The organism is Nocardia stercoris (genome assembly GCF_003696265.1).
GTDB classification, from domain to species: domain Bacteria; phylum Actinomycetota; class Actinomycetes; order Mycobacteriales; family Mycobacteriaceae; genus Nocardia; species Nocardia stercoris.
Window position 1 is genome coordinate 78626 of sequence record NZ_RFFH01000021.1, and the last position, 22362, is coordinate 100987.

General features: G+C 68.1%; 24 protein-coding genes. 11 read left to right on the forward strand and 13 right to left on the reverse strand.

All coding sequences use genetic code 11. The features are described from left to right. Positions 1 to 254 precede the first annotated feature (254 nt). Genes EBN03_RS30100 through EBN03_RS30110 form a run of 3 tightly spaced genes read left to right on the forward strand, consistent with a single transcriptional unit; the run spans position 255 to position 2487 of the window. Positions 255 to 875, forward strand: a complete 621-nt coding sequence (locus EBN03_RS30100) for a metal ABC transporter ATP-binding protein (protein ID WP_199743031.1) — start codon at positions 255 to 257, stop codon at positions 873 to 875. Then, positions 872 to 1750 (forward strand): metal ABC transporter permease, encoded by an 879-nt coding sequence (locus EBN03_RS30105; protein ID WP_233608739.1) that lies wholly within the window; start codon positions 872 to 874, stop codon positions 1748 to 1750. The genes EBN03_RS30100 and EBN03_RS30105 overlap by 4 nt, the downstream gene beginning before the upstream one ends. Before the next feature lie 14 nt (positions 1751 to 1764). After that, positions 1765 to 2487, forward strand: coding sequence for a metal ABC transporter substrate-binding protein (locus EBN03_RS30110; protein ID WP_233608740.1), 723 nt, complete (start codon positions 1765 to 1767; stop codon positions 2485 to 2487). A gap of 154 nt (positions 2488 to 2641) precedes the next feature. Here EBN03_RS30110 and EBN03_RS30115 read toward each other — a convergent pair whose 3' ends face one another. Both EBN03_RS30115 and EBN03_RS30120 read right to left on the reverse strand, forming a co-directional pair. Continuing rightward, complete coding sequence (locus EBN03_RS30115) at positions 2642 to 3655, reverse strand: sugar ABC transporter permease (protein WP_122191573.1); 1014 nt, start codon at positions 3653 to 3655, stop codon at positions 2642 to 2644. Further along, entirely contained in the window at positions 3652 to 4833 is a 1182-nt protein-coding gene (locus EBN03_RS30120) for an MFS transporter (protein ID WP_199743032.1), read from the reverse strand. The genes EBN03_RS30115 and EBN03_RS30120 overlap by 4 nt, the downstream gene beginning before the upstream one ends. Before the next feature lie 108 nt (positions 4834 to 4941). Here EBN03_RS30120 and EBN03_RS30125 point away from each other — a divergent pair, with 108 nt between their 5' ends. Further along, the gene (locus tag EBN03_RS30125) at positions 4942 to 5316 is read left to right on the forward strand and encodes a zf-HC2 domain-containing protein (RefSeq protein WP_122191552.1); all 375 of its coding nucleotides are present in this window, start codon (positions 4942 to 4944) and stop codon (positions 5314 to 5316) included. Positions 5317 to 5507: 191 nt separating this feature from the next. Here the strand turns inward: EBN03_RS30125 and EBN03_RS30130 are convergent, their stop codons facing one another. Then, positions 5508 to 6176, reverse strand: a complete 669-nt coding sequence (locus tag EBN03_RS30130) for a hypothetical protein (RefSeq protein WP_122191553.1) — start codon at positions 6174 to 6176, stop codon at positions 5508 to 5510. Positions 6177 to 6390: 214 nt separating this feature from the next. Here EBN03_RS30130 and EBN03_RS30135 point away from each other — a divergent pair, with 214 nt between their 5' ends. Beyond that, positions 6391 to 6960 (forward strand): hypothetical protein, encoded by a 570-nt coding sequence (locus EBN03_RS30135; protein ID WP_147471763.1) that lies wholly within the window; start codon positions 6391 to 6393, stop codon positions 6958 to 6960. 134 nt (positions 6961 to 7094) lie between these two features. Here the strand turns inward: EBN03_RS30135 and EBN03_RS30140 are convergent, their stop codons facing one another. Both EBN03_RS30140 and EBN03_RS30145 read right to left on the reverse strand, forming a co-directional pair. Further along, positions 7095 to 7655, reverse strand: a complete 561-nt coding sequence (locus EBN03_RS30140) for a sigma-70 family RNA polymerase sigma factor (RefSeq protein WP_233608741.1) — start codon at positions 7653 to 7655, stop codon at positions 7095 to 7097. 341 nt (positions 7656 to 7996) lie between these two features. Further along, positions 7997 to 8572 (reverse strand): hypothetical protein, encoded by a 576-nt coding sequence (locus EBN03_RS30145; protein ID WP_122191556.1) that lies wholly within the window; start codon positions 8570 to 8572, stop codon positions 7997 to 7999. 170 nt (positions 8573 to 8742) lie between these two features. Here EBN03_RS30145 and EBN03_RS30150 point away from each other — a divergent pair, with 170 nt between their 5' ends. Further along, complete coding sequence (locus tag EBN03_RS30150; RefSeq protein ID WP_233608742.1) at positions 8743 to 9534, forward strand: DsbA family protein; 792 nt, start codon at positions 8743 to 8745, stop codon at positions 9532 to 9534. Continuing rightward, a complete protein-coding gene (locus EBN03_RS30155; protein WP_122191557.1) occupies positions 9531 to 10091 on the forward strand; it encodes a vitamin K epoxide reductase family protein in 561 nt (186 codons plus the stop codon). Before EBN03_RS30150 ends, EBN03_RS30155 begins: the two co-directional genes overlap by 4 nt. A 66-nt stretch (positions 10092 to 10157) precedes the next feature. Here EBN03_RS30155 and EBN03_RS30160 read toward each other — a convergent pair whose 3' ends face one another. Next, the gene (locus tag EBN03_RS30160; protein WP_158675788.1) at positions 10158 to 10373 is read right to left on the reverse strand and encodes a heavy-metal-associated domain-containing protein; all 216 of its coding nucleotides are present in this window, start codon (positions 10371 to 10373) and stop codon (positions 10158 to 10160) included. A 251-nt stretch (positions 10374 to 10624) separates the two neighbouring features. Between EBN03_RS30160 and EBN03_RS30165 the strand changes: the two genes are divergently transcribed. Then, positions 10625 to 12880 carry a heavy metal translocating P-type ATPase gene (locus EBN03_RS30165; RefSeq protein ID WP_122191559.1) on the forward strand — a complete coding sequence of 752 codons (2256 nt, stop codon included), beginning with the start codon at positions 10625 to 10627 and terminating at the stop codon, positions 12878 to 12880. Here EBN03_RS30165 and EBN03_RS30170 read toward each other — a convergent pair whose 3' ends face one another. The 3 genes from EBN03_RS30170 to EBN03_RS30180 form a co-directional block, all read right to left on the reverse strand. Further along, a complete protein-coding gene (locus EBN03_RS30170) occupies positions 12881 to 14908 on the reverse strand; it encodes a cytochrome c oxidase assembly protein (protein WP_122191560.1) in 2028 nt (675 codons plus the stop codon). It lies immediately after the preceding gene. Positions 14909 to 15007: 99 nt separating this feature from the next. Further along, complete coding sequence (locus EBN03_RS30175) at positions 15008 to 15220, reverse strand: heavy-metal-associated domain-containing protein (protein ID WP_122191561.1); 213 nt, start codon at positions 15218 to 15220, stop codon at positions 15008 to 15010. A gap of 113 nt (positions 15221 to 15333) precedes the next feature. Then, the gene (locus tag EBN03_RS30180) at positions 15334 to 15915 is read right to left on the reverse strand and encodes a DUF5134 domain-containing protein (protein ID WP_122191562.1); all 582 of its coding nucleotides are present in this window, start codon (positions 15913 to 15915) and stop codon (positions 15334 to 15336) included. Between the two features lie 331 nt (positions 15916 to 16246). On the opposite strand from EBN03_RS30180, the gene EBN03_RS35720 reads away from it, so the two are divergent. Next, on the forward strand, positions 16247 to 16450 hold the full coding sequence (locus tag EBN03_RS35720) for a zinc transporter Slc39a7 (protein WP_122191563.1): 204 nt from the start codon (positions 16247 to 16249) through the stop codon (positions 16448 to 16450). Between the two features lie 36 nt (positions 16451 to 16486). Here the strand turns inward: EBN03_RS35720 and nicT are convergent, their stop codons facing one another. After that, entirely contained in the window at positions 16487 to 17611 is a 1125-nt protein-coding gene (nicT, locus tag EBN03_RS30190; RefSeq protein ID WP_407671272.1) for a Nickel transporter NicT, read from the reverse strand. A gap of 121 nt (positions 17612 to 17732) precedes the next feature. Here nicT and EBN03_RS30195 point away from each other — a divergent pair, with 121 nt between their 5' ends. Further along, a complete protein-coding gene (locus tag EBN03_RS30195) occupies positions 17733 to 18206 on the forward strand; it encodes a Fur family transcriptional regulator (protein ID WP_122191564.1) in 474 nt (157 codons plus the stop codon). Positions 18207 to 18451: 245 nt separating this feature from the next. After that, entirely contained in the window at positions 18452 to 19672 is a 1221-nt protein-coding gene (locus tag EBN03_RS30200) for an MFS transporter (protein ID WP_199743033.1), read from the forward strand. Between the two features lie 370 nt (positions 19673 to 20042). Here EBN03_RS30200 and EBN03_RS30205 read toward each other — a convergent pair whose 3' ends face one another. The 3 genes from EBN03_RS30205 to EBN03_RS30215 all read right to left on the reverse strand — a co-directional run bounded on the left by EBN03_RS30205 (position 20043) and on the right by EBN03_RS30215 (position 21501). Further along, a complete protein-coding gene (locus tag EBN03_RS30205; protein WP_122191565.1) occupies positions 20043 to 20378 on the reverse strand; it encodes a YnfA family protein in 336 nt (111 codons plus the stop codon). Between the two features lie 326 nt (positions 20379 to 20704). Further along, on the reverse strand, positions 20705 to 21160 hold the full coding sequence (locus EBN03_RS30210) for a MerR family transcriptional regulator (RefSeq protein ID WP_122191566.1): 456 nt from the start codon (positions 21158 to 21160) through the stop codon (positions 20705 to 20707). Further along, complete coding sequence (locus EBN03_RS30215; protein WP_122191567.1) at positions 21157 to 21501, reverse strand: hypothetical protein; 345 nt, start codon at positions 21499 to 21501, stop codon at positions 21157 to 21159. Before EBN03_RS30215 ends, EBN03_RS30210 begins: the two co-directional genes overlap by 4 nt. Positions 21502 to 22362: the final 861 nt, after the last annotated feature.

Here is a 22362-nt window from a genome sequence, read left to right on the forward strand (position 1 = left end):
CCTCACAGCTTCGGCTCCTCCGGCCGATCCCGCATCGGTAGGCGCATAGGTCATGCATGGTCCCCGCGCAAGGGCGCCTGGCAAGACGATGCAGAGGCTCGATCAGGCGCTGGATGGCAGAACGGGCGCCCTCCCGCTGCATCACCGACTGAGCCGCTCTCCCCCGCACCGAATATCGGCGGGAACCGACGCCTGGGGCCCAGCGACTCTTAGTTGAGCGACGAGTGGGAGAACAGGTGCGTACGGGTGCAAGAGTGGAGCTGACTGGTGTGTGCTGTACGCACAGCCGTCGGCCGGTGGTACGCCGGGCCGACCTGGTCGTCGAGCCCGGTGAGCGGGTCGCCCTCACCGGCACCAACGGGTCGGGAAAGACGACGCTGGTCCGCACGATCCTGGGATTGCATCCGCTGACCTCGGGAGCCATTACGGTCGACGGTCAGCAGGCGCGGGGACAGCGGGACTGGGACCAACGCCGCAAAGACACGGCATGGATTCCGCAACGCCAGGCAGCTGGGCACTTTCCGCTGCTCGCTCACGAATTGCTGTCGAGCAGTGGTGATCTCGATGCCGCGATGAGCGCGGCAGGACGCCTCGGCGTGGCCCAGTTCGCGGATCGGCCGCTGGACACGCTGTCTGGCGGACAACTACAGCGCATGTACCTGGCGCGGGCACTGGGCTGCGTTGCCGCCGGCGCTCGCCTGCTGCTGGCCGACGAACCAACGGCCGCATTGGATTTCACCGGCCAGGCGGAGGCCGCCGAGCTACTGGTGGATCAGCCGGTCACGGTGCTCGTGGTGACTCACGATCGCGCGCTGGCAGCCCGCTGCGATCGCGTGCTCGAGATGGCTGACGGGCACCTGCGGGAGGTCGCGTGAGCAGCGCGGCGAACTTCGTGGACGTCTGGCAGCTTGCCCCGGTGCAACGCGGCATGGGCGCACTGATCCTGGGCGCGATCGGACTGCCGATCGTCGGCGTGATCATCATCGGTCTGGACATCATGCCGGTGCGGTTCGCGATGATGCACGTGGCGCTGCTCGGTATCGCGGTCGGCATGCTGACGGGCCTGGATCCTATGGTGTGCGCGCTCGCGGCGTGTGGCGCGTCGGGTGCCGCGCTGACGCCGCTGGCCCGCAGCCGTACAGGCCTGTCCGGGGCGATGGGTTTGCTGATGAGCCTGTCCATCGCGGGCGCGCTTCTGGTGCTATCGATTTCGGGGGTGAACGCCAACGGCGCCTTCGAGCTGCTGTGGGGTTCGATCCTGGCAACCCGTACCGGTGACGTGATGGTGCTGGCCGCGCTGGCCGTGGTGGTGCCGTTGCTGTTCGCGATGCGCCGACGGCAGATCGGCCTACTGCTCTACGACCGGGAACTGGCCGCCTGCTCGGGGGTGCGGGTGGACCGGCTCACCCTGATCCTGCTGATGCTGGTCGCGATCGCCGTCGGGGCCGGAATTCGGCTGACCGGGGCGCTGCTGGTGGACGCGCTGACTCTGCTGCCGGCCCTTACCGCGCGACGGCTGGCGAATTCGCTGATTTCCATGGCGATCACGGCGGTCGCCGTGGGCGTCGTGGTGAACGCCGCGGGCTTCACGCTCGCGGTGGCGCTGGACCTGCCGCCCGGGCCGGTCCTGGTGCTGCTGGCGGGGGCGGTCGCCCTCGTCGCTCATGTGATTCCCGATTGGAGACAACGAGTATGGCCCTCATCCGACGAAGCGGGTTCGCGCGCATCGGATTCGGTGTCGTCGCACTGATCACCGGAGCGGCTTTGACCACCGGCTGCGGCTCGAGCAGCGACGAGCACCCGCACAGCGGTCCGCGGGTTGTGGCCGCGAGCTCGTGGGAGGCAGCCTTCGCCAAGGCGGCCGGGGCATCCGATGTGACGGTTATCGTGCCCGCATCGATCAAGCACGCACCCGACTACGACCCCAAGCCCTCGGATCTGGCCGAAGTCGCGCACGCCGACTACGTGCTCTACGCCCAGTTCGAGGGGTTCGCGGGGAAGATCAAGGACGCTGCCGGCTCCCACGCCAAGCTGGTCGAGGTGAACCTCGACAATGCCAAGGACACTATGGAATCCGAGGTCCGGCGCTTGGGCGACACCTTCGGTACCCGACCCGCCGCCGACGCGTGGATCACCGGGTTCGAGACCGAATACAGCCGGTTGTCCGGTGACATCAAGGCGGCGTGGCAGGGTGGGCAGCCGCCGAAGGTCGTGCAGCAGACCTTCCTGGACTTCGCTGCCCAGATGTCCGGCGCGCAGGTGCTCGGTACGTACGGCCCGGCTCCGGTCACGCCGGGCCAGGTTGCCGATTTGTCCGCAAAGAACCCGCAGTTCGTTTTCGACAACGAGCAGATGAGTACCGGGCCGGTGCTGCCCGGCTCGGCCGCGAAGCAGATCGCCCTGACCAACTATCCGTCCCAGGACCAAGATCTGCTGTCGGTCTATCGCGACACTGCCACCAAGATCACCGCGGCCCTGCGGGGCTGATCCCGTGTGCGCGCATCGGAGGTTCCCGCCGCGATGCGCGAATGCCCCTCGGCCCGAGTGGGTCCGCATCCGGCGAAATGCCACGCGCGGACCCATTCGGACCGACCCGGAGGTGCCACCAAGCTGTGCGCGCCCGCGGGTTCACGCCGATCGATCACAGATCGGTGGGATCGACCGCACCGGACAGGATCGCCAGGGCGAGCATGAGGAAGAAGTCCCCCCAGATCAATTCGTGCGTGGTTGCCAGCCCACGCGGCAGGTCATAGCACCCACTGAGCAGCCGTCCGGGGCGGTCGCCAGCCGACAAGTGGTGGGCCACAAGAACGTCCACCAGTTCTTGCGCCCGGTCTGGACGGCCCAGCTTGCACAGCGCGACCGCCGTGATCGCGGCAGCCGAGGTGTCGGGAACCTCGGGATGCTGACGTAGCGCGGCGGGAATCTCGGATATCGGCCAGGGCCACCGGTCCAGCAATTCGTCTGCGAGGCAGGCATGGTCGCCGTCGAGCCACTGGGCCGCGTCGGCGAGCGCAAGCAGCAGCCATGCCTCGCCGCGCGACCATCCCGCAGGGGGTTCACCGCGTGGCTCCCATGCGGCACCCGACCGCGACAGCGCCGGAATAAGCCCGGTCGGGGCCGCACAGATTCGCAGATGAGTCGCCAGGTGCCGAGTCGCCACATGTGCAGCGCCGGCCCACGCCAACAGCGGAATCGTCCCCGCCAGCCCGTCCACCCTGGCGATCAACGGCTCGGCTGGTTCACCGAAAGCCGTTCCCCAGGGCAGAATCCCGGCCGCGGCGTCGAAGGTCGCCGCTAGCCGGGCCGCACCCGCGCGGGCCTGCTGCCCGGCGGTGACCGAGAGACCCAGCCGGTGTCCCGCCGCGACTCCGTACCACAGGGTGAGCCCGCGGGTGACGGTGTCGGCGGCGATGGCGGGCTCCAGCCGTTGCGCCCAGGTCTCCGCCGCGGCACGATGCCGAGGGTCGTCGGTCACTCGGGCACGCAACCACAGCTGGCCGACCCAGAATCCGCCGGCCCACGACCCACGCCGTGAGGTCGTCCACTCGCCCGAATCGGCGGCGGCGAACAGCGGAAACCGGTCCCGCACAGCACTTTCAGTGGACGAGATCCGGTCCAGCATGCGCTCGAGCGCTGATGTCGAACCGGTCATCCGCGCGACCGCCACCACCAGGCCACCGTCGCGGCGGCCACGAATGCCGCCGCCACCATCGCCCAGCCAGGGGCGTACGAGCCACCCGAGGCAACCACGATCGCACCGAAAACCGGTGGGCCGACCACGAATCCGGCAAAGAATCCGGCCGACACGACCGCCGAGTCCCGGCCGACCTGCGCGGGCTCGGCGGTCGAGATCACCGTCATCATCGACACGGCGTTCGCCGAAACGGCACAGCAGCCGATCCCGAGCACACCGAGCCACACCCACCAGCTCCACCAGACTGCGGCGAGTACCGTCAAGGCCGCCAAGGCCGCACCGAATGCCAAGGGGCCCAGAAGTATCGCCGGTGTGCGCAGCCGCGAGGACCACCTGGTCCAGCCCACCCGGCCGCCGATTCCCGCGACACCGAGCAATGCCACCAGCGCACTCGCGGCCGCGGCCGGAAACCCCAGCTGCTTCGACGCATATAGCGCCACATAGGTATTGATCGCCGAGATACCGATGCCCAGCAGCACCGAGTACCCGCACATCCACCCAGCGCCACCACGCGGCTGGGCCACGATCAACGATGGAAGGCGCGGCGGCCCAGGATCTTTCGTGAGGAGCAGCGCGGCTCCGGCGGCGACTGCGGCGGCCGTCGCGGCGGCAGCCACGGCCACCCGCCAATTCGTTGCACCGGCGAGGGCCGCAAGCGGCAGCCCGGCCAGAAACGCGCCGAACTGCACACCCGATTGCTTCCACCCGGCCACCGCGCCTCGCGCCGCAACCGGCACCCGGGTCGCGATCAGCTGATTCGTGGCCGGATTGGCCAGCGCCTGCCCTGCCCCCGACACCACCACCGCGACCACCAGGCCCGAGTAGCCCGGGGCCGCGGCGAACAGACCCAGCGCCAGCGCCGATACGGCGAACATGCCGATCAGGCAGCGCCGCGCTCCCAGCGCCGCCACCATCGGCCCGACGATCAGCGACAACACGGCCGCCACCCCGAACCCCGCCGCCACCAGCAGACCCAACTGCGGTGCGGCGATCCCGAATTCGCGCACCAGCCGAGGCCCGAGCGCACCTAGCAGGAACAGCGGCAGCATCGACAGCGCCATCGCAGTGGTCAGCAGCACCGTCAGCACCTCGGCACGAGCGGGCGCGATCTCCGAGGTTTCTGCATGCGTACTCACATCCCAGCAGTCGCACGGACAGCCACTGCAGTTCCCGGCGGCCGCCGCCGCACCGCCGGCGAGAGACTGCCAGGAACTCCGGGCAACCGGTGCGCGACCATCACAGGTATGACGTGCGAAACGATCCGCGAAGCGCTGTCCGCGCGCATCGATGGCGAAGCCGAACCGCAGGAGACCGGTCCGGTCGATCGGCACCTGGCTGTCTGCGCTCCGTGCCGAACGTGGTTCCAGTATGCCGTAGTACTACGCACCGCGCTGCTGCCGCACGTCGGCTCGACACCCGATCTGACCGCAGCCATCCTGCGACGATTGCCTGAGGCCGGCTGCGAGCCCGAGATCACGCTGAGCAGCGATCGGAAGCGTTGCCGGACCACCTCGCCGACACACCGATCCGGTCCGTCGAAACAATCATCGGCAGAGCGGCCGGAGGCGGCCGACGGAGACGATCGGGCCGCTCGAGCCCAGCGAATCCTGGCTCCTTAGAAGGTATTCGGCGAGCTCCCGCTGCGGTCTGTGCTCGCCGGTGTCGCTTACTCCGGCGCGGCTGTCGCGAATGCGGGCAACGCCTACCGAAGATCACTACAGATGCAGGACGGGGTTGCTCGATTCGGGAAGCGCGGCGCGATGCCGCGCATCGGTAGCAGGCCGACGCGCGACACCCGCACGACCGTCGGTCAGTGCGTGCTGTTCCAGAACTGGGTTCCGCCGGCGATCAGGGTCGGGATGCCGGTCACGGCGACACCGACCGTGGCGCCGATACCGGCGAGCGCCGCACCGGTGACGAGGCAGCCGCCGACCGCACCGGGCAGAGCGAGTACACCGAGCGTGACGACGCCGCCGGCTGCGCCACCCGCGATCCCACCGGCCACACAGCCGACCACACCGCCGACCACACTGCCCAGCAAGCTGCCGACAGAGGCGGACGCCATCATCTCCATGCTGAAGTTACCCACGGACGCATTGAAATTCGGGTCCGCCATCGCATCGATGTCCGCAATGGTCGAGGCCTCCGCCGGCCGGGCATCCGCGGGGTCGGTGCTGGGCGTCAATGTGACGGTATTGGCCTCGACCTGGGCTGCGATCGGCAGTTCGTCGCCGCCCCGCAGATACGCCAATGGCAGTGTGGCAACGGTCGTTCCGCTGCGGTCCACGAATTGCAGGTGGTTGTCGGCGACGGTCAGCGTGCCGGCGTCGGCGGTCAGCACCACCGACCGGCCGTTCGGCACCGCCTGGAAGTGGATGTCCGGGGTGTCGGCCACCGGTTCGGCGGCGGCCGTTCCCGCCGTGATACCCAGAGTGGAGATGGTCATAGCCGCCAGTGCGGCACCCGTGCGCAACTTCATTGTCTGCCTTCGACTTCCTGCCTTCGGTCCGCAGCGCGAATGCGCTGCCGATGAGAAGTCGCGGTTGCGGTGATCAGGGTTCCGGAAGGCCTTGTGACAAAGGTCATGTCGAACGCATAGATCTCAAATTCCTTCCAGGACATTAAATTTCGATCGGAACTTGATGCCACCCGGGACCGACCACTGCTGGATGCGGTATTCGGACGGAACAGTGATGCAGATGGCAGCCGGCGCGGGTACCGCACCGACGCTGCCCGACTGGGCGCGGCTGGTGTGGGTGACCGCGCTGGCCGCGGCGACAGCAGTTCAGGTGTGGCACGCGATCTCGGCGGCGGCGCGGCCACGCTGGTGGTACGGGGTCCGGTTGGGGATGGCCGCGGGCATGGGAGTGATGTACGTGGCGGATCCGGCGGCAACTGAGGCCGGCCGGTCACCGTTGCTGTCCGCTGCCGTCGCGGCAGTGGTGCTGTCCGGTGTCCTGCTGGCGGTGGGATCCCATGTGGGCGTGCTCAATCCATGGTGGCCGCCCGAAATCGTCGAGGGGGTGGCGGCGGCAGGAACGGCGGCGGTCGCGATGTGGCCGGAGCCGGTCGGCCGCATGATGTCGTGGGCCGCCGTCGTCTACCTCGGTATCGAGGCGACCGGGTGGATGTGCGGCGGGTGGGATCGCATTCCGATGTTCCGCGGTCTGCCACTGAGCGTGTCCGAGACCGACTCGCCCGACACCCGGATCGCTTGTGCGGTAGCTGGACTGAGCATCGCCGCCCTGCTGGCGACCGCGTAGGCCGGCCGGTCCTGGAAGCGGCGATGTCGGCGCGAGCGCGAACGCGGCGGCCGCATCCCCGATTGTGGAAGTCCGGAGATGCGGCCGTTCGGTCGATGTGCCGGGCCTGGCACATGGCGGGTTGCGGGCTCGGATCAGCCGGCCCGGCACCCGGCCGGAACGCGGCTACAGTCGATCATGTTGTCGATCAACGATTCCCGGGCCCGCGCGACCCGGGAGCGGATGGTTCCGACCGGACATCCCACCGTGTCAGCCGCCTCCGCGTAGGACAGGCCGAGCATCTGGGTCAGGACGAAGGCCTCGCGACGGTCCGGCGGCAAACCACGAAGCAGATCAGTGATCGCCAGCATCTCCGGGAAGTCGGAGTTGTCTCGCGTCCGGCGCTCGTCCACGACCGACTCCCATTCACCGAACGCCTTCTTCGGCCGGGCGGCGGCATGGCGAATGCGGTCGACGACGGCCCGCCGGGCGATGGACAGCAACCACGCGCGTGCGGTGGACCGGCCGGCGAATCCGGGCAGACTGCGCAGCGCCCGAAGAAACGTCTCCTGGGTCAGGTCGTCCGCGGATTGCGTGTCCGTCAGATGGGCGACGAAACGCCAGACGTCGCGCTGGGTCGCCCGGATGAACTGTTCGAGTGCCGCGCGATCTCCCCGCCCGGCGGCCAGGGCGAGCGCGGTCAACTCTTCGTCCACCGCAGAAGTCGCCGGTCTGGACCTGATGGATACCGGCGCTGAGAGTGTGGTGGATGGCACGGGACAGAGCCGCTGGATCGGAGCCGGCGGCACGGAAATTGTCTGCATTACCAATGCTTTCGATCGGCGACGTCGCCACAGAGGGGACGCCGGGGCGCGGTGGCGATCAGCCACAGCGCTCGGGAAAGGCACTCAGCCGGTGCGGCGGTGAAGCCGTACCGGTCGCGGGCCGCGCGCAACACCATCGGACGCAGACGTCGTCGAGACCGCCGGCGCCCAGGTGTCGGCACGTCGGTGCGTGAATGCCACCGGTAGCGAATCCGCCACCGGCAATGAACTGTTCAGATCCCGAAATCGATCGCCGGTGGCCCGCGCCGGGCCACCGCATGGCGCAGCAGAGTCTGCGTGGGATTCGCCACCCGAGCCAGGTCCGTGCGCGCGAACGGCGCCGGGTCGGGCACGCACGGGTGCGTGTAGACGAGCAGCAGGGGCAGGAAGATCCGGGTGTACAGAGCACGCAACAGCGTGAACAACGCTCGCTCGCCTGCCCAGAGCCACAGTCCGCACAGCACCGCCGCCAGGGCGTGCGCCGCGAGCATCGAGACCGTCGGCCATTCCGCAGCAGTCCCACCGCCGTGCTCCGCGTGAGCCCCCGCGGCGGGGACGAGACCGAACCAGACATGCAGCACCGGCTGCATGGCCGCCAACGCACCGACGATGAACAGCGCACCACGCTGACGGTCGATGAAAGCCCATGTCACGGCAGCGGTTCCCGTGCAGGTCAGCAGCAATACCGAGACCGGCAGCCCGTGGCCGGTCACATGACCGTGCCCGGCGGCCGACAGCGTGACGGCGACCACGGCGAAAATCGCCGCGCGCACGACACGCGTCACCGGAGTCACGAGCGGATCAGTCATGGCACTGCCCATCGTCGCATCTGCCGCTGTTGCGTGGCAGCGCCGGGCTTTTCGAATCCGGCAGGAACCGGATCGACACGCTGCGCGACCTACTGATGGATATCCGAGGAGTGCGTGGTCACCACCACCCGCGACCGACTCACGGGGTCGCAGAAAGGCCGGGCGAACCGGTGAACAAGAAGCCAGCCAACCGCGCCGGAGTCGTCGCGGCGGCCCGTGGCGGTAGCAGCCGTCGCGGAACAGTCGTCCAGATCGCGGTCGCCGCGGTGCTGATCGCCCTCATCGTGGCCATCGGGATCAGCGTCGGCCTGCACAAGTCGGACAAGACCGGCGATGCCCTGCCGGACACGAACGCCGCGGTGATCGTGCCCACGGTCGTAGCCCCCGCGAGTTCCGGCGTCGTCGGCACGATCGGAGCCGACGGAAGCATCACGATCGGCAAACCCGACGCGAAGGTACAGGTCCGGGTGGTCGCCGACCCTCAGTGCCCGGTGTGTCAGCGGTTCGAAGCCGCGAATGCGCAGGTGCTCGCCGACGAAGTGAATGCGGGTACCGCGGTCGTGCAGTACGACATCATCTCGTTCCTGGACCGAGCCTCGTCCGGCACGATGTATTCGACCCGCGCCGCGAACGCCGCCTACTGCACGGCCGCCGCCGACCCGTCGAAGTTCCTCGGCTGGCTGGCCTCGATCTACGAGCAGCAGCCGCCGGAGAACGGGACCGGATTGAAGAATGCCGAGTTGACGCGGATCGCGGCCGAGGCCGGCTACACGGATCCCGCAGTGGCGGCGTGCATCACCGGCTACCCCTACGCGCCGTTGGTCGCGAAGCACACCACCGCGGTTCTCGGCAGTGGCATCCAGTCGACGCCGACGGTGTTCGTCAACGGTCAGCCGATCACGGCGGGCGCGCTGTTCACCCAGAGCGGGCTGCGCCCGGCGATCGAGGCCGCGGCGAGATGATCACCGCACCGGCCCGGTCCGCCTGGGTGCTGCTGATCTGCGGTCTGCTGGGCTGGCTGGCCTCGGTGGTGCTCACCGTCGAGCGGTTCGAGCTCTACACCGATCCCGGCTATCAGCCGTCCTGCAATGTCAATGCCGTGCTGTCGTGCGGATCGGTGATGAGCTCCCCGCAGGCGGCGGAATTCGGATTCCCCAACCCGCTGATCGGCATCGTGGGTTTCTCGGTCGTGATGACTGTCGCGGTCCTCGCGGTGGCGAACGTCGGCCTGCCGCGCTGGTTCTGGGGTGGTCTGTGGGCCGGCCTGGTTCTCGGTGTCGGTTTCATCGGCTGGCTGATCAGCCAGAGCCTGTACCGGATTCATGCCCTGTGCCCGTACTGCATGGTGGTGTGGACAGTCACGCCGCTACTGGTGGCGCTGGTGACCGGGCTGTTGTGGGCCCGCCCAGTCGGACTTCCCGGACTCCTGGTGGAGTGGCGCTGGACGATGCTGGCGGTCTATTACGCCGTCGTGGTCGTCCTGGTGTTCCTGCAGTTTCCCTGGTCGGAGCTGGTATAGACGCTGCGCCGAGCGGGCGGTGGGCTCGAAGGCACTCGAGCCCACCGCCTTCCCGGGCGGGCGACCTCACACGAGATGGAAGTTGCCCTCTTTGTCCAGGGCTTGCTGGACCTCGGTGTCGACCAGGTGCCGGTCGGTGTCGACCGTCACCCTGGATACGCCGTTGACATCGAGTTCGACCTGTACCGAGTGGACGTCGGGAATGGTGGACAGGGCGTGCTCCACCGTCCCGACACACCCGCGACAGTGCAGGCCGTCGACCGAGAACGTCTCTTGCGACATGGTGCTCCTAATCTCGCGATGGACCGAAGCCGGCGCAGCAGAACACGACAGCCCCACGCGCCACATCGATCCTATCGTTCCGATGTGTGTCCGCTATCACACCAGTTCATCCTGGGGGCTGTGACCTACTTCGCAGCAGATCCGGGGAACCGGGCGCGCGCGGGAGCCGACCCGTACGGACGGGTACGGTGTCGCGTGGCATCGCCTGCCCGATCACCCCGGATCAATGTCTGCCGACGGATGGAACCGCCATGACCACCGATGTCACCGTGCCCGGCACCAGCCGGATCGCTCTCGCCGTCACCGGCATGAGCTGCGCCGCGTGCGCGACCCGGGTCGAACGGCGGCTCAACAAGGTTCCCGGTGTCACCGCGACGGTGAACTTCGCGACCGGTGTGGCGACCGTCGACGCGGACGATTCGACCTCGGCCGACCTGCTGTGCGCGGAGGTCGTCGCGGTCGGTTACGGCGCCACCGCCGTCACCGACCACGCCCGTGCGCTGGCGTCGGCCGGTCCCGAGCGGGACGAAATCGCCGACCTACGGCGCCGGCTCACCGTCGCGCTGCTGGCCTACTTCCCCCTCGCCGACCTGTCGGTGCTGTTCGCGACCGTTCCGGCGGCGCGGGTGCCGGGCTGGCAGCTGATCCTGGTCGCGCTGGCCCTGCCGGTCGTGCTGTGGTCGGCAGCGCCGTTGCACCGCCGGGCCCTGATCAATGCCCGGCACCGCACCTCGAGCATGGACACGCTGGTGTCGATCGGCATCACCAGCGCGACCCTATGGTCGCTGCACACCTTGTTCCTGCGGCCCGCTCGCACGACCCCGCCGCACGGGGTCTGGGATGCCATCTGGCACAGCGACGCGATCTACCTGGAGGTCGCCGCCGGAGTGACGTGCTTCGTGCTCGCCGGTCGCTACTTCGAGGCCCGTGCCAAGCGAACCGCCGGTGACGCCTTGCGCGCTCTGGCCGCGCTGGCAGCCCGCGAGGTCACGGTGCTGACCCGCGACGATCGTGAGATCCGGATCCCGGCCGAGGAACTCGCGGTCGGCCAGCGGTTCCTGGTCAGGCCCGGCGAGACGGTTGCCGCCGATGGCGAAGTACTGTCGGGTGCGTCCAGCATCGACAGCAGCGCGATCACCGGAGAGTCGCTCCCGGTGGAGGCGGCATCCGGTTCGCGCGTGGTCGGCGGGACCACCGCGCTGACCGGACGGTTGATCGTGCGTGCGGACGCGGTAGGCGCGGACACCACGCTGGCGGGCATGATCCGGCTGGTCGAACAGGCGCAGGAGGGCAAGGCGCGCATGCAGCGGCTCGCCGACCGGGTATCAGCGGTCTTCGTGCCCGTCGTGCTGGCGCTCGCCGTCGCGACCGCTGTGACCTGGCTGTTCGCCACCGGCGACGCAGATCGTGCCGGTGCCGCCGCGCTCGCCGTCCTGGTCATCGCGTGCCCGTGCGCGCTGGGTCTGGCCATCCCGACCGCGCTGCTGGTCGCGTCCGGCCGTGGCGCGCAGCTGGGTATTTTCGTCAAGGGCCACCAGGCGCTCGAGGCCACCCGCGACATCGACACCGTGGTGTTGGACAAGACCGGCACCCTGACGACCGCGACCATGACGGTGGCGGCGGCGGTGGTGGTGAATGAATCCTTCACCGAGACAGAGGTTTTGAGGCTGGCCGGCGCTGTCGAGTCCGCCTCGGAACACGCGGTCGCCGCGGCCGTCACGGCTCACGCCCGCGCCGCGGTCGGTGCGCTGCCCACGGTCGAATCCTTCGAGGCACTACCCGGATTGGGGGCCTGCGGGCTGGTCGACGACCACAAGGTGCTGATCGGCCGCCCCCGCCTGCTCGAAACGCACGGCGTGATCGCCACCGAGCCGATCCTGGCTCAGGTCCATGCCCAACAGACCGCCGGGCGGACCGCCGTCCTCGTAGCGATCGACGGCACGGTGGCCGCCATGCTGGCGGTGGCCGACTCCGTCAAGGACAGCGCGGCACCCGCCATCACCCGCCTGCACCGGCTGGGCCTGCGCACGGTGCTGCTGACCGGCGACAACGCCCAGGTGGCGCGCGCGGTCGCCGACCAGGTCGGCATCAGCGAGGTCGCTGCCGACCTGCTACCTGAGGACAAGGTCGCGCGGATCGCCGCACTCCAGGCCGACGGCCATCGGGTCGCCATGGTCGGCGACGGGATCAACGATGCCGCCGCGCTGGCCACCGCCGACCTCGGCATGGCGATCGGCGCCGGCACCGATGTCGCCATTGCCGCCGCCGACATCATCCTGGTCCGCGACGATCTCGGCGCGGTCGCCGACAGCGTCGAACTGGCCCACGCCACACTGCGCACCATCCGGGGCAACCTGGTGTGGGCGTTCGGCTACAACGTGATCGCGATCCCGGTGGCCGCGCTGGGCTGGCTGAATCCGCTCATCGCCGGTGCGGCCATGGCGTTCTCGTCGTTCTTCGTGGTGTCCAACAGCCTGCGGCTGCGGCGGGTGCTGTCCCGGCGCTGATCAGCGCCGGGACTGCGCCAGCTGCCGCAGCATCTCGTTGTAGGCGTCGAGGTCGGTATCGCCGAAGTCGTCGGCCTTGCGGTCGGTGCGGACCGCAGTGCGGCGCTCCTGTCCGATCCACTGCGCCAGCAGCGCGCCGACCACCAGCAGGATCGGGAATTCGCCGGACACCCAGGCGATGCCACCACCCATGTGCTGATCCGACAGCCGATCGACGTGCCACGGCAGGTCCAGCTGCGCATAGAAGCGGTCGCCGATCACGGTGTCCATCGACATCACCGCGATGCCGAAGAACGCGTGAAACGGCATGACGGCGAACATGATTCCCAGCCGGCCCAGATGCGGCAGCCGCCGTGGACCCGGGTCGATGCCGATGATGCCCCAGTAGTAGAGGTAACCGACCACCAGGAAGTGGACGTTCATCAGCAGGTGGCCCCAATGGAATCGGATAAGGGTCTCGTACAGCGGGGTGAAGTACAGGCCGTAGAGGGACAGGACGAAGGCGGTCAGCGCCGTCACCGGGTGCGCGAGGAACGCGGCGGGCCGCGAATGCAGCAGCGCGAGAACCCATTCGCGCGGACCGTGGATCCGGTCCCGGCCGGCGGGCGGCACCGCGCGCAGCAGCAGCGTCATGGGTGCGCCGAGCACCAGCAGCACCGGCACACCCATCGTGAGCAGCATGTGGGTGACCATGTGCACACTGAACAGTGCGTACCCGTACGCGCCGACACCGGAAGAGGTGGTGATCAGCAATACGGCACAGCCGCTCGCCCAGGCCACCGTGCGATGCCACGGCCAATCGTCGCCCCGCCGACGCAGCCTGGACACCCCGAACAGGTACAGCACGAGACCGGCCAGCGCCGCCGTGCCCAGCACGATGTCGAAGCGCCAGAACGTGATCACGCGAGACACACTGATCGGGCCGGGCAGGTCGAAGCCGAGGGATACCTGCTGCGCCGTGAAGCTCTGATCGGCGAACGCGGGGGCCGGGAGCACCGCCATCGCGACCAGAACCACCGAACCGAACGCCGCCGTTGCGGCCGCACCGCGCAACAGTGGCTCGATCCGCCCGTACGCCCGGCCACGCAGTGCCACCACAGCACGCCACACCAGGACCGCGACGCCGACACCGATCGCGAGAAGGACGAGCGCCAGGCGACCGTAGGTCGTGCGCGCGACCGCCGTCGGCGGCAACAGGACCACGGCCAAGATCGCCCCGGCCACGACGGCCGTCACCAGGCAGAGACCGGCGATCGTCGTCCCCCGCCGCATCGCGACCAGGGCTGCCTCATCCGGTCCCCCGCGCCCGCGGCGCAGCTGGGCGGCCACCGATCCGAGCAGCCCTGGCACGATCGCCACGGCGGCCTGGAAGCCGATCATCGCACCGGTCGCGTAGTCGTGCCCTGGGCCTTCCCCGGCGTTCCCGACCAGTTCCGCCGGCAGAACGGCGATCACCGCGATCCCGGCCAGCGTCACCGCGCCGAGCCAGGACAGTACGAATCTCACCGCGACCGCGAAGACACCCGCCAGCACAGCCGTGACGAGCCAAGCCTTGGGCCGCTCACCGGCCTCGATGAGCGGCAGGACGGCCCCCGAGCTCAATGCGCGGGCCACCGGCATCCCCGCGGCGTCGGCCGCACTCACCGGAACGAGCGCCAAGGCTGCCACCGCCCACACACCGCCGGCCAGTTGCGCAGCCCGCAGACCGGAATAACCGTCGACCTCGACCCGGCCGCCGCGAGTGACGGCCGTGCAGCAGACCGTGTACACCGTCGCGCCCAGGGCGAGCGCCCCAGCTACGGCGGCGATTGCCCGCAACATCACGTAGGTCAGGGTGGCAGCGGTGCCGGGTGAGTCCAGGCCGGCGACCCGATACGGCAATCCGCCGTCTGCGGAAACCACCACGGCGAGGAGCGCAAGTGCCCCGAAACCGGCCGCGAGGTACACCCACCGAGGACCGGGCGACCGCAGGAACACCACGCCGAACTCACCGTCCTTGCTCTCGGTCGTTTCAACGACAGGAAACACCCACCGGCACGCGGGGTGCCCACCACCTCGAACCGGAGGCGCCGGCCCCACAGTACGACGCCCGGCGTAGACCGCCGGCGCCGCCCGGGGTGTGCCGGATCACGCCTCGACCAGCTCGTATCCCGCGCGCTCGATCGCTTCGCGAATCCGTTCGACGGGTACCGGAGCCGACATCGAGACCGTCACCGCGCCGGCGGCGACATCCACGTCGACCGTTACGACCCCGTCGACCGCGGTCAGTGCCCGAGTCACCGCCCCAGCGCAGTGGTCGCAGGACATCCCTGCGACAGCGAAAACCTGCTCGGCAGCCATCACTCTCCTCGTTCGCTCGGCATCGATCGGACTCGATGCATGCCGGTTCACGGATACAGTCGGCCGCTCCGCACCCGAAGTTCCCGGGCATTTCCGCGCACCGCCGACATCGGTCACGCGACCATCGCTACAAGCATGTAGACCATCGAGGCCGTCGTCACCCCCAGAGCGAACCGCACATCGGCGCCGTGCCGTCCGGGCACGTCGAACAATCGAGACCACGGCCGCCTGCGTACTGCCCCGAGCAACCAGACGGTCCAGGCAGCGAGCACACCGGCGACCAGCCAGGTGACGACCGGTGACACAGCCGACCGCGACAGCATCAGGCCGGCCATGTACACCATCGCGGCGGCCTCGAGCGTGGTTGCGGAAAAGCGCACACCGGCTGTGCGGCTTCGGCTTCCGACGAAGAGGGTCGCGATCAGGAGCCCGAGAGTCTCCATGCTGAACAAGACCACCAACACGTGGTCCAAGACGTTCTGGTGCATCGGATCCGCCGCATACATCACGGCCATACCGGCCGCCATCACGACATGCGATCCGTGCCACCAACGGTCGAACCCGATACATGCCCGCACATGCCTGCCATGGACCAGCGCTGCGATCATCAGCACGCAGACCCACAGTGCCCGCACCCACCACGGCAGCAGGGCCATCCCCATCGCCTGTGCCCCTGTCCCGGGCATCTCGTTCATGGGAATTCCTCAGGTTGTGGCGAGAGGTAGTCGTAGTCGTCCGGCTTCGGTGCCCGACAAGATGCGTTGCGGCACACCGACAGACTACGGACACTGCGCCGACGAGCCCGGCAGCTGCGCCGCACCTCGGCGGCCCCGATCATCCTCCGCGCACCGCCGTCCAGCCAGCCTCGTTCGCGCGGTACGCAATTCGGCCTCGTTGCCTTCGATTCCAAGGCCGCTTCCATGTCGTCGATTCGTCGCCGATCGTCGTGGCATCCCGGATATCACCACGTCGTGCTGGTATGCATGCTTCGCCGCAAAGCCACTCGATGCCGAAAGGACCTGGGAGATGACCGACGAACACCCCCATGTCGAGCCCCACACCCACCCGCACAGTCACGGCACGCATACCCATACCCACGCCCACAGCACGCACGAGCACGACCATATCGAGCACGAACACACCCATACCCACGCCGACGGGACCGTACATTCTCATCGCCATGTGCATCAGAGCGATCTGCTCGACGATCATTCGCACACCCACCACTGAGCCGACCCGCGCGGCCACGGTGGGCGCGGCCGCTGGTCAGTCGAGCTGATCGGTTCGAGCCTGGAGTCCGGCAGTCCATTTCTCCTCGATGCGCCCATAGCGCCAGGCGAGGACGGCGACAGCCCAGGTCGCGACGAACAAGCCGACGATGAGGTAACCGATCAGGTTGAGGTCCAGGGCGCCGATCCAGTCGAAGAAGCTCCCGGTCCACCCGAATCGGTCGGCGAGCAGGCCGAGCAGTTCGATCGTGCCGATCACGAGGGCGACCGCGATCGAGAGCGCGGTGATGGTGATGTTGTAGTAGACCTTGCGCACCGGTTTCGCGAAGGCCCACCCGTAAGCGAAGTTCATGAAGGTGCCGTCGATGGTGTCGAGCAGGCTCATCCCGGCGGCGAACAGTACCGGCAGACACAAGATCGCGTACCAGGGCAGGCCCGCCGCGGCGCTGGTACCGGCCAGGACCAGCAGCGCGACTTCGGTGGCGGTGTCGAACCCGAGGCCGAACAGCAACCCGATCGGGTACATCTGCCACGGCCGGGTCACCAGCTTCATCACCGGACCCAGCAGCTGGTTCACCAGACCGCGTTGTGCGAGTTGGTTTTCCAGCTCGGCCTCGTCGAACTGTCCGCCGCGCATGCGCCGGAACACGCGCAGGATACCTACCAGCACAAAGATATTGACGATCGCGATGATGTACAGGAACGTCCCCGATACCGTCGTTCCGATCAGTCCGGTGTAGCGGTGCAGTGCCGAGGAGTCGTCCTCGACCGGCCCGGCGACGGCCTTCACTCCGATCGACAGCAGCAGCGCGAGACCGAACACGACACTGGAGTGGCCGAGGGAGAAGAAGAATCCGGTCGACAGTGGTCGTTGCCCGTCGTGCATGAGTTTGCGGGTGGTGTTGTCGATCGCTGCGATGTGGTCGGCATCGAAGGCGTGCCGCATGCCCAGCGTGTAGGCGGTCAACCCGACACCGACGCCCAGGGTGCGATCACCGAGGCCGAAATGCTGCGGAGCGACGAACGCGACCAGAGTGACCCAGCCCAGGATGTGCAATCCGATGACGACGCCGGCCATGGCGGCCAGGCGCCACCACTCCTGGCGGGTCAAAGCAAGGCGATCGGTCACCGTGCGGAAGAGTCCCAGAGTTTTCGCTGTCACGATCTACCCCCTCCGCGGGAACCGAATTCATTGAAGGTAAATCGGTTTCGCCGTTGTTGCAACTGGTTGGCAAGAAGCCGGGTCGGTTGGCGAGTGCGGAGCGAGGCGGCAGACTGGGGCCATGGCGGGCGCTTCGCAACATTCCCACGCCCCGGACTCGGCCGGTGAGCACAAGTCACGCCGCCTGCTGCGCGACCACGGACTGCGCTGCACCACACCGCGATTGGCCGTGTTGTCGGTCCTGGACGGCTCCCGCGACCTCGGGCATCTGACCGTCGCCCAGATTCAGCAGCGCCTCGCCTCAGCCGGCCACGGGGTCGACCTCACGACCGTGTACCGCACCGTCTCGACCTTGGTCGATGCGAATGTATTGCACGCCTTGGTCATCGACGAACGGGTGACCAGCTACGGGCTCACGGACATCCCGCACCACCACGCGGTGTGTACCCGCTGCGGCGCGATCGACGAGGTTCCCGCGGCCCATCTCACTGTGGCATTGGCCGAGGCGCGCACCGGTAGTCGTTTCGCTCTGCCCGATACCGCCGGGCTCACCCTGCACGGCTTGTGCCCGGCCTGCCAACAGGACTCGATCTGACCACCATCTCCGGAGCAGTCGGGTCCGGCCCTACGGTCAGGTCGAAGAGAAACGGACCGCTGGACCGCAAGTAACGTTGCGTGGGTGAGCGATGCGGTCTGCATCGGGCGGCTTGCCGTCCCCAGCGCCGTGCTCGGCCACGCACTGGCGTACTGCTACTGCTCTCCGCGATCAAGGTGTGGCGTCACCTATAACCGAGGACACGATCTCCATGCCCACGATCCGGTGACAACCCGGAGGCGACGATGACCGACCCCGAACCGATATCGGCACCTCACGCACCGATATCGCCGAACAGGCTGTCCCCGTGGAGTTTCGTCGTCCGGTTCGGGCTGGTCAGCATGCTGGCGGACTTCGTGTACGAGGGCGCCCGCTCGATCACAGGGCCGTACCTCGCGACGTTCGGCGCCTCGGCTGCTCTGGTCGGATTCCTCACCGGCGCCGGTGAAGCCGTCGCGCTGATGTTCCGAATGGTCACCGGCCCGTTGTCGGACCGCACCGGCCGGCACTGGGCGCTGTCCATCGCCGGATACGCCATCACCATCGTGTCGGTGCCGCTGCTTGCTGTGACCACCAGCTTGTGGCCGGCGGCGGCGTTGGTGATCAGCGAGCGTTTCGGCAAGGCCGTCCGCAGCCCGGCCCGCGACACGATGCTCGCCCAAGCGTCCACCGCCACCGGACGCGGCAAGACCTTCGCCGTTCACGAGGCCCTCGACCAGTCCGGTGCCCTGCTCGGACCACTGCTCGTCGCAGCGACGATCGCAATCAGCGGCGGTTACCGGCTCGGATTCGCGGTTCTTGCCGTCCCCGGCATCATGGCCCTGCTCACCCTGATCCGTCTGCGGCGCGCGGCACCTACCCCGGCTGCCTACGATCCCGGCCACCGCGCCCTCCGCGAAACGTCCACCGCGCCGACGCGGCTGCCGATCAGGTTCTGGCTCTACGTCGCATTCACCGCGACCTCGATGACCGGCTTCGCAACCTTCGGCGTCCTCGCCTACCACCTGCAGGTACGCCACGTCATCGCGGCAGAACTGATCCCGGTCACCTACGCCGCGGCCATGGGTACCGCCGCGGTGGCCGCGCTCGGTTCGGGATGGTTGTACGACCGGATCGGGTTGCGGGGATTGATCATCGCGCTGCCGCTGTCGGCGGTCGTACCGATGCTGTCGTTCGCCACGGCCCCGATCCTGGTGTGGGCCGGGGCAGTCGTGTGGGGCGGCGTCCTGGGCATCCACGAATCCACTCTGCGCGCCGCGGTCGCCGACATCGTTCCCGCACACCGCCGGGGCACCGGTTACGGGATCTTCACTGCCACATACGGTCTGGCGTGGCTCGCCGGATCCACCGTCATAGGCGCCCTGTACGGGCACTCGCTCGCCGCTGTCACGGCCTTTGTGATCGGCACTCAAGTCGTCGCGCTCGCACTGTTCGTTCCGCTCGCGGTGGCACGAACGGCAGGATGAAAATCCCGAGCCTTCTGCCCCCGCTGATGCGACTGCAGAACCCCGACGCTCCCCCCAGACCCGCTCCCGCGCCGCCGCAGAAATCCCCGAAATCCGCAGCATCACAGTCCGATACGCGAGCGGTACGCGCTGGTGGCCACCTGTGCCGGCGACCCGACCCGGAGCCGTGGCCCTGGCCGCACTGACCGGGGCACTGCCTATCGGTGGCGCCAGACCTCACTTCAACCGCAGTCTCAGCCCGCCGGTCTGGGCTCACGGCCGGCCGGGCGGAGTCCTGCGCCATCCCATCTTCCGCGGCTGTGGCCCGACCGCTCACCCGCCGACCTCACGATCCCCATCCAAGGGACACAAGAACGCGCTGGCCACCCGATCATGGCGCGCGCGGCCCGTACATGATCACCGCGACACCGACCAGGCAGATCAACGCGCCGGTGACGTCCCACCGGTCAGGCCGGAACCCGTCCACGGCCATGCCCCACAACAGCGATCCGGCGACGAACACACCACCGTAGGCAGCCAGGATGCGCCCGAAGTTCGCGTCGGGCTGCAACGTCGCGACAAATCCGTAGACGCCCAACGCGACAACACCGGCGCCGATCCAGCCCCAGCCGCGATGCTCGCGCACCCCCCGCCAGACCAGCCAGGCACCACCGATCTCGGCAACAGCGGCCAGGACGAACAAGACGATCGAGCGCGCCACGGTCATGAACAGAGCCTAAATGTGTGTCTCAGGAAGTCGCGCCAGCCGAAGAACATCCGCACCCCGAGCTCACGCACGACGATTCGACAGCTCCGCCTGTGCCCGCCGTGGCACACCCACGACGCCGCGCCTCGCTGCGCGACCAGACCAGCCCGACCACACCGATCCCGATGAGCGCGAACCCGATCGGCTCGAGCCACCCCACGCTCACCAGCGCAGTCCCGCCACCGAGGATCCCCGCCGCGACCAGAACAGGCGCCACACAACACCCAACACATAGCAGCGCGCCGGCACCGATCGGCGCCCACCAACGCCGCGACCCTGCATTCGAATCAGCATTCACAGGCGCAGCCCCCGACCCTCGCAACGCTGGCGCTTACTTCGAAAGGGACTGGACAGGAAGGGATTTCGCTGCAGGCGAGTAGGTCGTCGCAGCCTGCCGCCAGCGCGGCGCGCAGCGTGTCGCGTACCGCGGTGAGCTCGGCCAGCTTGGCGTCGACCTCGGCCAACTTCGCCGCGGCGCGGGCCTGCAGTCCGGCATCGGCGCGGCGCCGGGCACCGAACCGTGTGGTCGCGAGCAGCTCGCCGACCTCGTCGAGAGTGAACCCCAGGCGCTGGGCGGCCTTGATCACCCGCAGCGTCGTGACAGCCTCCTCCGGGTACAGGCGATGTCCGCCCAGTGTGCGGTCCGGCTCGGCCAGCAACCCCCGGCGTTCGTAGTAGCGCAGGGTCTGCGTGTTCACCCCGACGACCGCAGCGAGCTCGCTGGTACGCAGGGCACCTGTCATGAGCGGGTCCCGCTCACGGCCGTGACGCGGGCGGCGAACGCATCGAGGACCTCGACGTAGGCGGCGGGAACTCCGACCTGCATCACCAGGCCGGTCGCGGTGGTGTCGAAGGTGAAGCTGAAGAACGAGCAGCAGTTCGATTCCCGCGCAGCGAGATCCCGGCCGGCGGGCTCGGCGTCGGCGGCGATGTGCAGGTTCAGCTTTGTCGCGGAAGGCCGATCGGTGCCGTGTACGAATTCAGCGAAGAACCGGTCGAACTCCGCGATCCTGATCGGTTGTTCCGCAGTCGGGAGCGTGCACGTGTCCAGCACCCAATCGCCCTGAGCTGGTGAGATCGTCATGAATCCACGGTAAGCCTGTACCTAGGTACAGAATGCAAACACTGAATCTCTCGCCCACGAACCTGCCAATCCAGAGACGAGCACCGTCCCACCCGACAACATGAGCCGAGTGGCAGCACGGCACATCGATGCCACCTACCACCAGCTCAGTGGAAACTTGTTGCCTGCGTCGGTGTATCACCTGCGCAGGTCGGGCAAGTATCCGCCACCAGGATTTCGCTGGCCCGGATCACCGAATCCCGCTTCGACCGTCAGCGTTCCCGACGAAAGCCGCTGGTCGCCCCCGGCCGCCGGGTGTGTGGTTTCAGGACATTGCAATCACGTGTCTCAGGACATCGGAAACACCTGTCTCGGGTCATAGGAAACATGGACCGGCACCGGGAGAGTGCCGGGCATGTCGAAGGCCCGTCTGGTCATCACCGCCGTTGTCTCCGTTCATGCCGTTGTCGGGATGGAATCGAAGCCGCTACGCTGCACCACCCCTCACCCGCACAGCCCGCAATAGATCGGCACGGAACGACTTCCGTCCCACGCCGACCCAATTCGAGAACTCCCTGATTACCGGAGAAGCCCAGCGGGCGGCGATCCTGACACATGGAGCCGTCACGGAGGAGGTTCGCCACACCCCGACACGACGGACGATGAAATTGAATCGAAACCGTGGGGTAAACGCGGGGTTGGGCGGAATAGAAACAGGTCAGGACCGGAATAATCCGGCCCTGACCTGCATCTATGGGTGGAGCTAAGGGGACTCGAACCCCTGACCCCCACACTAGGGTTCACTTCGGTTGTAGACCAAGAACACCCGTCTACTCAAATCCGGATCGAAGATGACCAGCGTTTTTCCTTGCCACTCTTTGG